The organism is Kitasatospora sp. NBC_00070, assembly GCF_045041205.1.
Lineage (GTDB): Bacteria > Actinomycetota > Actinomycetes > Streptomycetales > Streptomycetaceae > Kitasatospora.
In genome coordinates this window covers 4,162,036-4,176,291 of the sequence record NZ_CP108247.1, presented here as the reverse complement: position 1 = coordinate 4,176,291, position 14,256 = coordinate 4,162,036, and the positions used below count along the sequence as shown (strand labels likewise).

Here is a 14,256-nt window from a genome sequence, read left to right as displayed (position 1 = left end):
TAAGGAGCAGCAGTTGACGGGGACCATCCGAAACCGGGCCCGCGCGCTGGGCCTCGCCCTGCTGCTGGCCACCGTGGCCGCCTGCGGCGGCACCGCCGCCGGGTCCGGGGCGGCGAAGGCCCCGGCCGCGCCCGACCGGGTCGAGCCGCTGGCCGCCGCCACCCCCGTGCTGCCCGCCACCGTCACCTCGGCCGACGGCCGCCAGGTCACGGTGTCCGTCGCCGACCGGATCATCCCGCTCAGCGGCAGCCTGTCCGAGCTGGTGTTCAGCCTCGGCCTCGGTGACCGGGTGGTGGCCCGGGACGTCTCCACCACCTTCGAGCAGGCCGCCGCGCTGCCGGTGATCACCCAGGCGCACGACGTCTCCGCCGAGGGCGTGCTCTCGCTGCACCCCACCGTCGTGCTGGCCGACCGGTCCACCGGCCCGGCCGAGGCGATCGCACAGATCCGCGCCGCCGGGGTCCCGCTGATCGTGCTGGACGACGCCAAGCAGCTCTCCGACATCGACAGCCGGATCGCCAAGGTCGCCGCCGCCCTCGGAGTGCCGGACGCCGGGCGGCAGTTGACCGAGCGGACCGCCGCCCGCACCCAGGAGGTGCAGGCCGCCGTCCGGCACACCGGCGCCAAGCCCAAGGTCGCCTTCCTCTACCTGCGCGGCAGCGCCTCGGTCTTCCTGCTCGGCGGCGCCGACTCCGGCGCCGGCTCGCTGATCGACGCGGTCGGCGGCGTGGACGCGGGCACCGCCTCCGGGCTGACCGGCGACTTCACCCCGCTCACCAGCGAGGCACTGGTCAAGGCCGCCCCCGACGCCCTGCTGGTGATGAGCAAGGGCCTGGACTCGGTCGGCGGCATCGACGGGATGCTCAAGCTGCCCGGGGTCGCCCAGACCCCGGCCGGTCTCGACCGCCGGGTGGTCTCGGTGCCGGACGGCGTCCTGCTCAGCTACGGCCCGCGCACCCCCGAGGTGCTCAGGTCGATCTCCGACCAGCTCTACGGGGCCGCCAAGTGACCGCCACCGCCCTCCCGTTGACCCGCCCCAGGGTCAGCCGCAGCACCCTGCTCACCGCCGGGCTCGGGCTCGCCCTGCTGGTCGCCGCCCTGCTGGCGGCCGGGGTCGGCGCCTACCGCATCCCGCTCGGCGACCTGCTCGCCTCGGTCGCGCACCGGGCCGGCCTCGGTGGCCACGCGCTCGACCGGGTACCCGAGTCGGTGCTCTGGAACGTCCGCTTCCCCCGGGTGGTGCTGGCCCTGCTGGTCGGCGGCTCGCTCGGCTGCGCCGGAGCCCTGATGCAGGGCGTCTTCGGCAATCCGCTGGCCGAGCCCGGCGTGATCGGGGTGTCCTCCGGCGGCGCGGTCGGCGCGGTCGCCTGCATCGTGCTCGGCCTGGACGCGCTCGGCAGCTGGACGGTCACCGTCTTCGCCTTCGTCACCGGCCTGTTGACGGTCTTCGCGGTGTACGCGATGTCCCGCTCGGGCGGCCGGACCGAGGTGGTCACCCTGGTGCTCACCGGGGTCGCGGTGAACGCCTTCTGCGGCGCGCTGATCGGCATCTTCCTGTTCACCGCCGACAGCGCCGCGATCAACCAGGTGACCTTCTGGCAGCTCGGCTCACTCTCCCAGGCGACCTGGGGAAAGGTGCTCGCGGTCCTGCCGTTCGCCCTGCTCGGCCTGGCCGTCGCGCCGTTCCACGCCCGGAAGCTCGACCTGCTGGCGCTCGGCGAGCGCCCGGCCAGGCACCTCGGCGTGGACGTCGAGCGGATGCGGCTGGTGCTGATCACCGTGGTGGCGCTGCTGACCGCCGCCGCCGTCTCGGTCAGCGGCATCATCGGTTTCGTCGGCCTGGTCGTCCCGCACCTGCTGCGGATGCTCGCCGGTCCCGGGCACCGCTTCCTGCTGCCCGGCAGCGCGCTGGCCGGCGCGCTGGTACTGGTGCTCGGCGACCTGGCCGCCCGCACCCTGGCCCAGCCCGCCGAACTGCCGCTCGGCGTGCTCACCGCGCTGATCGGCAGCCCGTTCTTCTTCTGGCTGCTCCGCCGGACCCGTACCAAGCAAGGGGGTTGGGCGTGAAGCGACGCCGCCAGGTGCCCGAACGTCCGCTCCCGGGCGCCGAACTGCTCACCGCGGCCGGCCTCCGGCTGGAGGTCGAGGGCCGCGAACTGCTGGGCGGGGTGGACCTGGTGGTCCGGGCCGGCGAGGTGCTCGCCCTGCTCGGGCCGAACGGGGCCGGCAAGTCCACCCTGCTCTCGGTGCTGGCCGGGGACGTCACCCCGACCTCCGGCACGGTCACCCTCGGCGGCCGCCCGCTGGCCGGCTACCGCCCGGCCGAACTCGCCCTGCACCGGGCGCTGCTGCCGCAGTCCGCCGCGCTCTCCTTCCCGTTCCCGGCCGGCGAGGTGGTCCGGATGGGCCGCGCGCCCTGGGCCGGTACGGCGGCCGAGCAGGAGGACGACGCGGCGGTGGCCGCCGCGCTGGCCGCGACCGAGTCGGCCGCCTTCGTGGACCGCCCGTTCACCGCGCTCTCCGGCGGCGAGCGGGCCAGGATCGCGCTGGCCCGGGTGCTCGCCCAGCGGGCCGCGCTGCTGCTGCTCGACGAGCCCACCGCCGCCCTCGACCTGCGCCACCAGGAGCTGGTGCTGCGGGTGGCCAGGGACCGCGCCGAGGCGGGCGACGCCGTGGTGGTGGTGCTGCACGACCTCTCGCTGGCCGCCGCCTACGCCGACCGCGTGGTGCTGCTCGCGGGCGGCCGCGCGGTGGCCGACGGACCGGTCGCCGAGGTGCTGAACGCCCCGCTGCTGACCGAGGTGTACGCGCACCCCGTGGACGTCTTCCCGCACCCGGTCAGCGGTGTCCCGCTGGTCCTGCCGTCCCGGCACTGAGCTGCCCGCCGCCGGGGCGGGCAGCCCCGGTGCGGGTCAGTCCTCGTCGTCCAGCCGGAAGCCGACCTTCAGCCCCACCTGGAAGTGCGCGACCCCGCCGTCGGCGATGTGCCCCCTGATCTGCGTGACCTCGAACCAGTCCAGGTTGCGCAACGTCCGCGAGGCCCGCCCGACCCCGTTCCGGATCGCCGCGTCCACCCCCTCGGTCGAGGAACCGACGATCTCGGTGACCCGGTACACGTGTTCGCTCATGGCTCTTCTCCCATCGGTGCGCCCCCGGTCCCACCGTGCCCCAGCCGAACCGGTCCCGCACGCTCACCCGCCGGTGAGCAGGTCGTCCACCCTGGCCTCGCCCTCCCGGTAGCGCCGGGTGATCTCCGCGCTGCAGTCGTCCGCCCGCCGCTGGAGCGCCTGCCTGCGCCCGGAGACCTCCCGCTCGTGCAGCGTCAGGCGCTCGACGGCGGCCACCAGTTCGACGGTCTGGTGGGCCTCCAGATCGGCCAGTTGGACGTCACCCATCAGGGCGTCCGCCTCCCGCTGGTAGCGCTCCCCGCGCGGCGGGCCGAGCCGCAGGTGCCTGGCCGGGCGGCGGACCGGTGACGGGGTGTCGGCCAGGATCGCCGGCAGCTGGTCGAGCAGCGCGTCCGACAGCCCGTCACCCCCGGGCTCGGACCCGGTGGACCGCCGGCGGGCCAGCTCGGCCCGCAGGATGTCCAACCGCCCGTGCAGCAGCCGGCGCAGGTACGAGAGGTCGGCCTCCTGGTCCTGTGCGTCCCGGCGGAGCAGCCGGAGCTGCTCCAGGCCGAGCCCGGTGAGGCCGTACTCCTGCTCGTGGGCCGTGCTGCTCGCGTCCATCAACCAACCACCTGCCGCTGTACCGGTCACTGATCCCCCACTGAGTCCGCCGCCGGATGCCCCGTGTCCGGTGACGCCCGCCCGACGCCGGGAGTTCCCGCCGGGCAGCGACTCCACCCGTGCGAGCGACCCCGGAACTCCCTACCCCGCATGGGTACTCGTCCACGCGTCGCCCACAGCGTGCCATCCGGGACCGGCCGGTGCACCGCCCGTGCACCCGAACGGCCCCCTGGCGAAGGGGGGTGGCTGATACGACCGGAACAATCCGCAGGCCGTGCCCCTCGTCCGACCGCGCGCGGAATGCGCCCCCGGCGTGCGCGACCCTGCCACGCGCCCGTGGGGCGGCCGACGCGCTCCGGCAGAATGAGGCCCATGCGAGCAGTGGTGCAACGGGTCGCCGAGGCGGCCGTGACGGTGGACGGCGAGACGGTCGGCGCGATCGAGGGCCCCGGGCTCTGCGTGCTGGTCGGGGTGACCCACGCGGACACCCCGGAGCAGGCCGCCCAACTGGCCCGGAAGCTCTGGTCGGTACGGCTGTTCGACGGCGGGGAGACCGAGCTGTCCTGCTCGGACCTGGACGCCCCGCTGCTGGTGATCAGTCAGTTCACGCTCTACGGCGACGCCCGCAAGGGCCGCCGCCCCACCTGGAACGCGGCGGCCCCGGGCCCGCAGGCCGAGCCCCTGGTGGACGCCGTGGTGGCCGAACTCCGGGCGCTCGGCGCCACGGTGGAGACCGGCCGGTTCGGCGCCGACATGAAGGTGTCGCTGGTGAACGACGGCCCGTTCACCGTCCTGCTGGAGCTGTAGGGCCTAGGCCGGGACGATCACGTCCTGGCTGCCCGGCACGCCGTCGGCCAGCAGCACCTCGTCCACCGGCACGTTCCGCTTCACCAGGGCCAGCGCGATCGGGCCCAGCTCGTGGTGCCGGGCCGAGGAGGTCACGAAGCCCACCGGGCGGTCCTGGCCGGGCCGGAGCACCTCGGCGCCGTGCGCCGGGAGCTTCTCCTCGGTGCCGTCCAGGTTGAGCAGCACCAGGCGGCGCGGCGGCTTCCCCAGGTTGTGCACCCGGGCCACCGTCTCCTGGCCCCGGTAGCAGCCCTTCTGCAGGTGCACGGCGCTGGACAGCCAGTCCACCTCGTGCGGGATGGTCCGGTGGTCGGTCTCGAAGCCCAGCCGGGGCCGGTGGCCCTCGATCCGGAGCGCCTCGTACGCCCACACCCCGGCCGCCGGGCCGTAGCCCGCGGTCAGCTCGGCCAGTCGGGCCCGCGGCACGAACAGGTCCCGCCCGTACGGGAGTTCGCGGACCGCGGCGGCGCCCTCCGCGGAGGCCTCGGAGCCGGCCGGCAGGTACACCACGGCGTACTCCTCGGTCGCGTCGGCGACCTCCACCCGGTAGAAGAACTTCATGCTCTCCAGGTACCCGATCAGCGCCGCCTGGGTGCCCGGCTCGACGTGCGCCCAGGTGGTCTCGCCGTCGTCCACCAGGTAGAGCGCGTGCTCGACGTGCCCGTTCGGGGAGAGCACCAGCGCGTCGGTGGCCTGCTGCGGCGGCAGCGCGCTGACGTGCTGGGTGATCAGCAGGTGCAGCCAGCTCAGCCGGTCCGCGCCGGTGACGGTCAGCACGCCCCGGTGCGAGAGGTCCACGAACCCGCGCCCCTCGGCCAGTTCGCGCTGCTCGGGGAAGAGGCCGCCGTAGTGCGCGGCCACCCCTTCGTCGGCTCCTTCGGCGGGGACGGCACCGGGCAGGGCAAGCAGCGGACTCTTCATGACGGCAAGCTTACGACTGTGCCCCGCCGAGCTTGGCGGTGCAGTCCGCGCAGCGGCCGAAGATGGCGAAGTGCTTGAGGTCGGTGTCGAAGCCGTGCTCCGCGCGCAGGCTGTCGATCAGCGGCGCGGCGATCGCGGTGTCGGTCTCGGTGACGCTCTCGCAGTCCCGGCAGACCAGGTGCAGGTGGGTGTGCCGGCCGGCCAGGTGGTACGTCGGGGCGCCGTGGCCCAGGTGCGCGTGCGAGACCAGCCCGAGCTCCTCCAGCAGCTCCAGGGTCCGGTACACGGTGGAGATGTTGACCCCGCTGGCGGTCTTCCTGACCTCGTGCAGCAGCTCGTCCGGGGTGGCGTGGTCCAGCGTGTCCACCGCCTCCAGCACCAGCTGGCGCTGCGGGGTGAGCCGGTACCCGCGCTCGCGCAGGTCGGCCTTCCAGTCGAAGGGGGTCTCGGTGTCAGCCACGGTGCGCCTGCCCTGCCTCTAGGGCCTGCTGACCATTCGCGTCGGATCAGGCCGGGTGCGACAAGTGTAGGGACCGACCATCCGGTCGGCCCCTACGGTGCACCACCGGCTCAGCGGAAGAAGGCGATGCCGTCGTCCGGCAGGTCCGCGATGTCCTGGATCAGCTTCGCCGGGTTCAGCACCTTCCTGAGCTGCGCCGACATGTACGGCCGCAGCGGCACCTCGGGAGCGGCCTTCTCGCCGACCCAGAGCAGTTCCTCGGCGACCATGCCGTAGAGCCGCTTGCCGCCGGTGTACGGGGCCGCGCCCTCGATCCGGGCGACCGCGTCGGTGGCCAGGTCGATCTGCGGCTTGCCGTCGTGCAGCTTGCCGTACCAGATCTCCACGGTGCCGTCGTCGCGGACCGAGGAGACCTCGATCTCGCGCTCGCCGCTGGTGCCGTGCTGGTTGCTGGTGATCCGCCAGAACCCGTGCTCGGTCTCCAGCGGGCGGACCTTCTCACCGTCGTTGTCCAGCACCCAGGAGCGGGAGCGGAACTCGAGGAAGGCCCGGGTGTCGTGCCGGAACACGATCTCCTGGCCGAAGTTGCACTTCTCGGTGCCCGGGAAGTCGTAGACGCCCGCGCCCTCCCAGGTGCCGAGGAGGAAGGCCAGCGGGACGACGTCCTTGTGGAGGTCAGAAGGGATCTCGATCATGTTCCTGGTCGCTGTCGTCGGTGTGGGACTGCCTCAACCGTACGGGAGGGATCAGCGCTGGCCCTGGTAGAGCTTCATGACGGCGAAGATGGCGAACCAGGTGATCAACACGGCCATCAGGGCGAGCAGACCGTCGAAGAACATTTCCAGACCGGACACGGGGCGCTCCCATTGCGGCGTTGCGGTACAGAGCAGGACGGGCTGAGTCTATCGGCCCGGTATGCGCCGGTCTCGGTGAGCCCCGCCACGTCGTCTATAAGGTGTCACCATGCCGAAGAAGCTGGTCATCAAGGTCACCGCCGGAGCCGACGCCCCGGAGCGCTGTTCGCAGGCGTTCACGGTGGCCGCCGTCGCGGTCGCCAGCGGGGTCGAGGTCTCGCTCTGGCTGACCGGCGAGGCGACCTGGTTCGCACTGCCGGGCCGGGCCGCCGAGTTCGAGCTGCCGCACGCCGCGCCGCTGCCCGACCTGCTGGACGCGGTGCTGGCGGCCGGCCAGGTCACCGTCTGCACCCAGTGCGCGGTGCGCCGGGGCATCGTCGAGCAGGACCTGGTCGAGGGTGCCCGGATCGCCGGGGCGCAGCTGTTCGTGCAGGAGATCATGGCCGACGACGTGCAGGCCCTGGTCTACTGATCCGGCCGGTCCCGGTCGTGGCCGGGCTCGTCCCACCGGGGGTCGTCCCAGCGCGGGTCCTGCCACCAGTCGTCCTCGGGGTCGCGCTTGTTGGCGAAGATCGCGGCGGTCGGCGGTATCACCGCCGCTACCACGCACATCCCGATCGCGGCGGGCACCGAGAAGAACCGCACCACTCCCCAGGCCAGGACGAACATCGTCACGCAGACGGCCATCATGACGAAGTAGTAGAGGTGCCTCCGGCGCTGCTGCACCCTTCCACGGTACGGCCGAGGGCCCCCTGCGCGGCAGAGGGCCCTCGGTCGTACGTCGGGGAGCTGTCGGGTCGTCAGACCGCGATCGCGACCTCGGTCTGGGCGCCCTGGGAGGCGACCACGACCCGGTCCACGGTCGCGCCCGGGACCAGCGCGCGCAGCGTCCACTTGCCCGGACGGGCGAAGAAGCGGAACTGCCCGGTCGCCGAGGTGGGCACCTCGGCCGTGAACTCGCCACTCTCGTCCAGCAGACGGACGTAACCGTTGACGGGCTCGCCGTCGCGGGTCACCGAACCCTGGATGATCGTCTCCTTGGCCACGTCAACTCCTGCCAGATCGGGGCCACCGGCCTTCGCACCGCACATGATGTCTTCCCTTCCTACGGTTCGAGAGGCTCAGTTGTCGCCGAGCGCGATCGGCACGCCGACCAGGCTGCCGTACTCGGTCCAGGAGCCGTCGTAGTTCTTGACGTTCTCCTGGCCCAGCAGCTCGTGCAGCACGAACCAGGTGAGCGCGGAGCGCTCACCGATGCGGCAGTACGCGATGGTGTCCTTCGCCAGGTCGACGCCCTCGGCGGAGTAGAGCTCCTTGAGCGCCTCGTCCGACTTGAAGGTGCCGTCGTCGTTGGCGTTCTTCGCCCACGGGATGTTGCGGGCGGACGGGACGTGGCCCGGACGCTGCGACTGCTCCTGCGGGAGGTGGGCCGGGGCGAGCAGGCGGCCGGCGAACTCGTCGGGCGACCGGACGTCGACCAGGTTGAGGGTGCCGATCGCGTTCACCACGTCGTCGCGGAAGGCGCGGATCGACTTGTCCTGCTCCTGCGCCTTGTACTCGGTCGCGGCGCGCTCGGGCACCTCGGCGACCAGCTCGCGGGCGTCGAGCTCCCACTTCTTGCGGCCGCCGTCGAGCAGGCGGACGTCACCGTGGCCGTAGAGCTTGAAGTACCAGTAGGCGTACGAGGCGAACCAGTTGTTGTTGCCGCCGTAGAGCACCACGATGTGGTCGTTGCCGATGCCCTTCTTCGAGAGCAGCGCCTCGAAGCCGGCCTGGTCGACGAAGTCGCGGCGGACCGGGTCCTGGAGGTCCTGCTTCCAGTCGATCCGGACCGCGTTGCGGATGTGGTTCAGCTCGTACGCGGCGGTGTCCTCGTCAACCTCGACGACGACGACCTTCGGGTTGTCCAGGTTCTCCTGGACCCAGTCGGCGTCGACCAGGACGTCACTGCGGCTCATGGTGGTGTCTCCATCCGGGGGCGGTACTGCGGAAGGGGTGCGGAGGTCTGTGTGAGCGGCACCCCGGGAGGCCGGGCCGTCCGGAATTCTGTCCGAATACCGAGACGCACGGGCGTGGCCGGGGTTGGGCTTCCTTGCAGGGGTGCCGAGGCGGCCTGAGGCGTGGAACTGCCTGGTCAGAGCCAGCGGCAAGGGAGTGGGCAGGGCCGGACGTGCCGGTCAGAACCGCCCGTTCAGCGCATTCGACACAGGCAGGCGGCCACGCGGCACAGGTCTACCGCCCGCCGCTTCGTGAGGTCCGCCTGTCGCTTCATGCTGACGATGCTAGGGACTCGGACCGGCCGCTGTCATCAGCGTGTCGAATAGTGAGACGATTCGCATCACATAGTGAGATTTGCGGGTTTCCCGCCCTACTCGCACCGGGCCCGGCCCCGTCCGCCACCCGGCCGGGCAGGCCCCGGAACGGCAATGCTGGACAGTGCGTCTCGCAGAGCGGACGGGGCGGCCGGTCAGCCGACCAGCCGCGAGCCGATCCACACCAGCGGCGCGGCCACCGTGAGCGGCAGCACCACACCCGCCGTGAAGTGCACGAACCGGGACGGGAAGTCGTACGACGCCACCCGGTGGCCGACCACCGCACCGACCGCCGCCAGCCCCGCCGCGGCCGGCGGACCGCCCGCCAGCACCCCGGCGGTCGCCCCCAGCATCACCGCGGCGACCGGCCCGAGCGCACCCCGGACCGGGGCCGCCGCCAGCAGCGTGCCCACCGCGACCGCGAGCAGCGCGGCCGGGGCGTGCCCCGCGAGCAGCAGCCCGGCCATCAGCCCGGTCAGCAGCACGCCGGAACCGAGCACGGTCAGCGCATAGAACCGCTCGGCCGGATCGGCCGGCCGGAACGTCTGCCAGACCAGCACCACCACCAGGCCGACCCCCAGCGCCACCGCCAGACCGGTCGCCCCACCCACCAACACCCCGGCGTCGGCGGCGAAGCCCGTCAGCGCCACCCCGGCGATACCCTGCCGGGCCGGCCACATCCCGTGCAGCCTGAACCACCCCACCGCGGTCAGCCCCTGAGCCACCGTCAGCCCGGCCGCAAGGCCGTACCGGCCCCCGAGAGCGGCCACCGCCAGCAGTGCGCACAGGCCCGCCGTCAGCACCGCGGGCCGCAGGCCCGGCGCCACGATCGGCGAGTCGCTCTTCGCGGGGGCGGCGGTCAGGACCATTTCTGCACTGTCCAATCTGGGGGCTGCGCTGTAGGCAGGCGCTCAGCGGTCTACTACCCAGGGGCTCGGGGCTCTGCCGATCTGCGGCTCCGCCGCGTGGGCGAGGAGATCTGGCGCCGGGGTCACTGCGAAAGTGCCTGACCGCCCCTGAACGGATCACCTGGTCCGAGGTCGGCGTCGCAGTTCCCCGAGCCCCTGGCGCCGTAGATCCGAACCACGTGCCGGAAGGCCGGGTCAGCCGCCGGCGAAGGGTGGGAGGGCCTCGATGGTGCCGCCCTCGGTGAGGGGGACGGTGGTGTGGTCGCGGGCGCCCACCTGGTGGCCGTCGACCAGGTAGGAGCAGTGGGTGAGTATCCGGAGCAGCTGGGGGTTGTCGCCGTGGCGCTGCCGGACCTCGGCCAGCGCCTCGCCGAGCGTGGCGGCCAGGTACGGCTCCTCGGCGACCCCTGCGGCGGCCTTGGCCGCGGCCCAGTACCGGAGGGTGCCGGTCACCCTGGTGGCCCCGGGCGCCGTCGCTCGTGCGGTGGAAGTGTGCGCTGCCATGGCAGCCCTCCTCGTCGTCCTCGCCCGGTGCGGTGCGCCGGCTCTGCTGCCGGGGCACCCACGCCAAAGGTGTACACGTACGGTGCGGCCGGTGCGGCTCCCATGATGGACCGGCCGGGCCCGGAAGCCGTAACGGCGCTGGTCGCGCGTGGCGCGTTCGGCACCCGGTGAACGGCGCGGACGTGGCGGGAGTCACGCCCGGAGTGACCCGATGTGGCCCGACGACGCGTGCACAGCCCTCCCCGTGCGGGGAGTGGTCGGCTATTCTCGTGGCGTGAGGGACCTGGGCAGAGTCGCCCCCGGGTCCTTTTGTGCTTTCAGGACGCCACGTACGGATGGCCTCCCGGGACGGTGCCCCACCCGCACCGTTGCCGGCGAGGACCGACCGGCCGGAGCCGCACAACGGTGTGCGGGAGCCCGGCCGGGCGGGAGTGCAGCGGGAGCAGACCGGAAGGTTCGCGGATGAGCAGGACTGAGACGGAGCATCAGGGGTTGCGGGACCCCGGACGCACGCCCCGGCCGGTGCTGCGCGCTCACGAACCGGTCGGATCTCGTCCCTCGGACGTCCGCTCCCCCACCTTCACCGCAGCCCGCCACCGGCCCCCCGGCCGACCGGCTGCGACCGCGACGACCCGGAAAGGGGACTACCGGGTATGAGTTCTCTCCTCCTGCTCACCAACGCGCTGCAGCCTTCCGCCGAGGTACTGCCTGCCCTCGGCCTGCTGCTGCACACCGTCCGGGTGGCCCCGGCCGAGGGCTCCGCCCTGGTCGACACCCCGAGCGCCGACGTCATCCTGGTGGACGGCCGCCGGGACCTGCCGCAGATCCGCAGCCTCTGCCAGCTGCTCCGCTCCACCGGGATCGGCTGCCCGCTGATCCTGGTGGTCACCGAGGGCGGCCTGGCCGCCGTGACCGCCGAGTGGGGCATCGACGACGTCCTGCTGGACACCGCGGGCCCGGCCGAGGTCGAGGCCCGGCTGCGGCTGGCGATGGGCCGGCTCCAGGTGGTCTCCGACGACAGCCCGATGGAGATCCGCAACGGCGACCTGGTGGTCGACGAGGCCACCTACTCGGCCAAGCTCAAGGGCCGGGTGCTCGACCTGACCTTCAAGGAGTTCGAGCTGCTGAAGTACCTGGCCCAGCACCCGGGCCGGGTGTTCACCCGGGCCCAGCTGCTCCAGGAGGTCTGGGGCTACGACTACTTCGGCGGCACCCGGACGGTGGACGTGCACGTCCGGCGGCTGCGGGCGAAGCTCGGCGTCGAGAACGAGCAGCTGATCGGCACCGTCCGCAACGTCGGCTACCGCTTCGTCATCCCGGAGAAGCCGGACAAGGGCGAGCGGCCCGGGCTGGAGCAGCGCTCCCCGGCCGCCCGCGAGTACTGACGGCCCGGCGGCCGGCCGTGACCGGCTTGTCCGACTACGCCCCGGCCTGTCCGGGGCGGGTCGGGCGGCCAGCCGTACCCCCTTGCGCGACCCGCGTAGACTCCCCCCGTGGCCAAGGTGACGCGTGACGATGTAGCCCGACTGGCTGGGACCTCGACCGCGGTCGTCAGCTACGTCATCAACAACGGGCCGCGACCGGTCGCGCCCGCGACCAAGGAGAAGGTGCTCGCGGCGATCGAGCAGCTCGGCTACCGGCCGAACAGCGTCGCCCAGGCGATGGCCTCCCGGCGGACCAACCTGGTCGGCATGGTCGTCCCCGACGCCCGGCAGCCGTTCTTCGCCGAGATGGCGCACGCGGTCGAACGGGCCGCCTCCGAGCGCGGCAAGCTGGTGCTGATCGGCAACTCCGACTACGTGGACGACCGCGAGGTGCACTACGTCCGCGCCTTCCTCGGGATGCGGGTCTCCGGCCTGATCCTGGTCAGCCAGGGCCCCTCGCAGCGGGCCGCCGAGGAGTTCGCCGCGATGGAGGGCGCCAAGGTGGTGCTGCTGCACCGCCGGCCCGAGGCGATCGACGACGTCGCGGTGGTCACCGACGACGTGGGCGGCGCCGAGACCGCCGTCCGCCACCTGCTGGAGGTGCACGGGCACCCGTACGTGGTCTGCTTCGGCGGCCCGGTCGAGCAGCCCGCTCCCGGCGACCCGGTGATCGACCACGTCGAGGGCTGGCAGCGCGCGATGGACGCGCACGGCCTGCCGGTCGAGCCCAACCTGGTGGACGCCCCGTTCCACCGCTACGGCGCGTACGAGGTCGCGGTCGCCCTGCTGCGCTCGCCGCAGCGGCCGCCGGCGATCTTCTGCTCCACCGACGACCAGGCGATCGGCGTGCTCCGGGCCGCCCGTGAGGTCGGCCTGCGGGTGCCGGAGGACCTGGCGGTGGCCGGCTTCGACGACATCCCCGAGGCCGCGCTGGCCGACCCGCCGCTGACCACCGTCGCCTCGGACCGGGACGCGATGGCCCGGGCCGCCGTCGACCTGGTGCTGGACGACTCGCTGATGGTGCCCGGCTCGGACACCGAGCGGGTCCGGAAGTTCCCGTCCCGGCTGGTCATCCGCCGTTCCTGCGGCTGCGGAGCCCCCTCCCAGGGCTGACCAGGCTTTATGAGAAGTCAACGGGCTTCTCGGGCGGCTCTGACCGCGCTCTCATCCGGCTCTCATCAACCGGGCGGACGTTGGATGCATGAGCGACCAGCACCGCAACACCGAAGACCAGGGTCCGTACGGCTACCCGGGCTGGACCCCGCCGCAACCGACCGAGGCGCCGAGCGCCCACGTGATCGAGGGCACCGTGCTCCCGCACGGCCCGTACGCCGAGGACTTCGCCGCACCGCCGACCGAGCCCGTGCCCCCGGTCAGCCACGCCCGTAAGGGCTTCCTCAAGGGCCGGCTGGCCCTGGTCACCGCCGTGGCCACGGTGGCCGCCCTGCTCGGCGGGGTCACCGGCGGGGTGATCGCCGCCGACCACGGCTCCGGCGGCAGCAGCTCGAGCACCCTGGTGCGCCCGGTCTCCGCGAAGTCCGACGGCAGCGCCGACGTCACCGCGATCAACTCGGCGGTCTCGCCGAGCGTGGTCCAGATCACCGTGAAGTCCGCCTCCGGCACCGCGACCGGCACCGGCGTGGTGCTCACCGCGAACGGCCAGATCCTGACGAACTACCACGTGATCTCCGGCGCCGTCAGCGGCGGCGGCCAGCTCACCGTGACCTTCAAGGACGGCTCCACCAAGACCGCCACCGTGACCGGCACCGACGCCTCGCTGGACGTCGCCGTGATCACCGCGAACGGCGTCAGCGGGCTGCCCACAGCCACCCTCGGCGACTCGGACGCCGTCCAGGTCGGCGACTCGGTGGTCGCCATCGGCAACCCCGAGGGCCTGACCGGCACCGTCACCTCCGGCATCATCAGCGCCAAGGACCGCCCGGTCACCGTCCAGGTCGACGAGTCCACCACCAGCGGCAACGGCGGCTTCGGCTTCCCCAACCTGCCCGGTCAGCGCAGCTCCGGCAGCTCCACCGGCGGCGACACCGCCAACTACAAGGCGCTGCAGACCGACGCCGCGCTCAACCCCGGCAACTCCGGCGGCCCGCTGATCAACGCCGCCGGCCAAGTGATCGGCCTCAACTCCGCGATGTACTCGGCCAGTGGCTCCAGCTCGACCGCCGGGTCCGGCACCGCGGGCAGCGTCGGGCTCGGCTTCGCCATCCCGATCAACGACATCAAGGACGTGCTGCCCAAGTTGCAGGCCGGCCAGCAGCTCTGAGCAGCACAATGACCG

At 72.9% G+C, this 14,256-nt stretch carries 19 protein-coding genes; 8 read left to right on the top strand and 11 right to left on the bottom strand.

Annotated features, from left to right (window positions below; all coding sequences use genetic code 11):
- Positions 1-13: 13 nt before the first annotated feature.
- Genes OHV05_RS19375 through OHV05_RS19365 form a run of 3 tightly spaced genes read left to right on the top strand, consistent with a single transcriptional unit; the run spans position 14 to position 2,876 of the window.
- Positions 14-1,009, top strand: coding sequence for a hemin ABC transporter substrate-binding protein (locus OHV05_RS19375; protein WP_405018797.1), 996 nt, complete (start codon positions 14-16; stop codon positions 1,007-1,009).
- Positions 1,006-2,067 (top strand): FecCD family ABC transporter permease, encoded by a 1,062-nt coding sequence (locus tag OHV05_RS19370; RefSeq protein WP_405018796.1) that lies wholly within the window; start codon positions 1,006-1,008, stop codon positions 2,065-2,067. Before OHV05_RS19375 ends, OHV05_RS19370 begins: the two co-directional genes overlap by 4 nt.
- The gene (locus OHV05_RS19365; RefSeq protein ID WP_405018795.1) at positions 2,058-2,876 is read left to right on the top strand and encodes a heme ABC transporter ATP-binding protein; all 819 of its coding nucleotides are present in this window, start codon (positions 2,058-2,060) and stop codon (positions 2,874-2,876) included. Before OHV05_RS19370 ends, OHV05_RS19365 begins: the two co-directional genes overlap by 10 nt.
- 36 nt (positions 2,877-2,912) lie before the next feature.
- Here the strand turns inward: OHV05_RS19365 and OHV05_RS19360 are convergent, their stop codons facing one another.
- Positions 2,913-3,128 (bottom strand): dodecin, encoded by a 216-nt coding sequence (locus tag OHV05_RS19360; RefSeq protein ID WP_184915732.1) that lies wholly within the window; start codon positions 3,126-3,128, stop codon positions 2,913-2,915.
- A 63-nt stretch (positions 3,129-3,191) separates the two neighbouring features.
- The gene (locus OHV05_RS19355) at positions 3,192-3,731 is read right to left on the bottom strand and encodes an ABC transporter substrate-binding protein (RefSeq protein WP_403036985.1); all 540 of its coding nucleotides are present in this window, start codon (positions 3,729-3,731) and stop codon (positions 3,192-3,194) included.
- Between the two features lie 372 nt (positions 3,732-4,103).
- Between OHV05_RS19355 and dtd the strand changes: the two genes are divergently transcribed.
- Positions 4,104-4,538, top strand: a complete 435-nt coding sequence (gene dtd / locus OHV05_RS19350) for a D-aminoacyl-tRNA deacylase (protein ID WP_405018794.1) — start codon at positions 4,104-4,106, stop codon at positions 4,536-4,538.
- Between the two features lie 3 nt (positions 4,539-4,541).
- Here the strand turns inward: dtd and OHV05_RS19345 are convergent, their stop codons facing one another.
- The 3 genes from OHV05_RS19345 to OHV05_RS19335 form a co-directional block, all read right to left on the bottom strand.
- Positions 4,542-5,498, bottom strand: coding sequence for a YgfZ/GcvT domain-containing protein (locus OHV05_RS19345; protein ID WP_405018793.1), 957 nt, complete (start codon positions 5,496-5,498; stop codon positions 4,542-4,544).
- A 10-nt stretch (positions 5,499-5,508) separates the two neighbouring features.
- The gene (locus OHV05_RS19340) at positions 5,509-5,958 is read right to left on the bottom strand and encodes a Fur family transcriptional regulator (RefSeq protein ID WP_405018792.1); all 450 of its coding nucleotides are present in this window, start codon (positions 5,956-5,958) and stop codon (positions 5,509-5,511) included.
- Positions 5,959-6,068: 110 nt separating this feature from the next.
- Complete coding sequence (locus OHV05_RS19335) at positions 6,069-6,653, bottom strand: FABP family protein (protein WP_403036975.1); 585 nt, start codon at positions 6,651-6,653, stop codon at positions 6,069-6,071.
- A 268-nt stretch (positions 6,654-6,921) separates the two neighbouring features.
- On the opposite strand from OHV05_RS19335, the gene OHV05_RS19330 reads away from it, so the two are divergent.
- The gene (locus tag OHV05_RS19330; RefSeq protein WP_403036972.1) at positions 6,922-7,284 is read left to right on the top strand and encodes a DsrE family protein; all 363 of its coding nucleotides are present in this window, start codon (positions 6,922-6,924) and stop codon (positions 7,282-7,284) included.
- Here the strand turns inward: OHV05_RS19330 and OHV05_RS19325 are convergent.
- The 6 genes from OHV05_RS19325 to OHV05_RS19300 form a co-directional block, all read right to left on the bottom strand.
- The gene (locus OHV05_RS19325) at positions 7,278-7,538 is read right to left on the bottom strand and encodes a DUF3099 domain-containing protein (protein WP_403036971.1); all 261 of its coding nucleotides are present in this window, start codon (positions 7,536-7,538) and stop codon (positions 7,278-7,280) included. The two genes, OHV05_RS19330 and OHV05_RS19325, sit on opposite strands and share 7 nt — an antisense overlap.
- A gap of 74 nt (positions 7,539-7,612) precedes the next feature.
- Positions 7,613-7,903 (bottom strand): DUF1416 domain-containing protein, encoded by a 291-nt coding sequence (locus OHV05_RS19320; protein ID WP_405018791.1) that lies wholly within the window; start codon positions 7,901-7,903, stop codon positions 7,613-7,615.
- A 30-nt stretch (positions 7,904-7,933) separates the two neighbouring features.
- Entirely contained in the window at positions 7,934-8,770 is an 837-nt protein-coding gene (locus tag OHV05_RS19315) for a sulfurtransferase (protein ID WP_405018790.1), read from the bottom strand.
- Between the two features lie 233 nt (positions 8,771-9,003).
- Positions 9,004-9,084, bottom strand: a complete 81-nt coding sequence (locus OHV05_RS19310; protein ID WP_369405619.1) for an Ms5788A family Cys-rich leader peptide — start codon at positions 9,082-9,084, stop codon at positions 9,004-9,006.
- Positions 9,085-9,279: 195 nt separating this feature from the next.
- A complete protein-coding gene (locus OHV05_RS19305; RefSeq protein WP_405018789.1) occupies positions 9,280-9,993 on the bottom strand; it encodes a hypothetical protein in 714 nt (237 codons plus the stop codon).
- 234 nt (positions 9,994-10,227) lie between these two features.
- The gene (locus OHV05_RS19300) at positions 10,228-10,536 is read right to left on the bottom strand and encodes a MoaD/ThiS family protein (RefSeq protein ID WP_405018788.1); all 309 of its coding nucleotides are present in this window, start codon (positions 10,534-10,536) and stop codon (positions 10,228-10,230) included.
- Positions 10,537-11,189: 653 nt separating this feature from the next.
- Between OHV05_RS19300 and OHV05_RS19295 the strand changes: the two genes are divergently transcribed.
- The 3 genes from OHV05_RS19295 to OHV05_RS19285 all read left to right on the top strand — a co-directional run bounded on the left by OHV05_RS19295 (position 11,190) and on the right by OHV05_RS19285 (position 14,241).
- Entirely contained in the window at positions 11,190-11,921 is a 732-nt protein-coding gene (locus tag OHV05_RS19295) for a response regulator transcription factor (protein WP_405018787.1), read from the top strand.
- A gap of 108 nt (positions 11,922-12,029) precedes the next feature.
- Complete coding sequence (locus OHV05_RS19290; protein ID WP_403036959.1) at positions 12,030-13,073, top strand: LacI family DNA-binding transcriptional regulator; 1,044 nt, start codon at positions 12,030-12,032, stop codon at positions 13,071-13,073.
- 88 nt (positions 13,074-13,161) lie between these two features.
- Positions 13,162-14,241: a S1C family serine protease gene (locus tag OHV05_RS19285; RefSeq protein WP_405018786.1), complete on the top strand. Its 1,080-nt coding sequence runs from the start codon at positions 13,162-13,164 to the stop codon at positions 14,239-14,241.
- Positions 14,242-14,256: the final 15 nt, after the last annotated feature.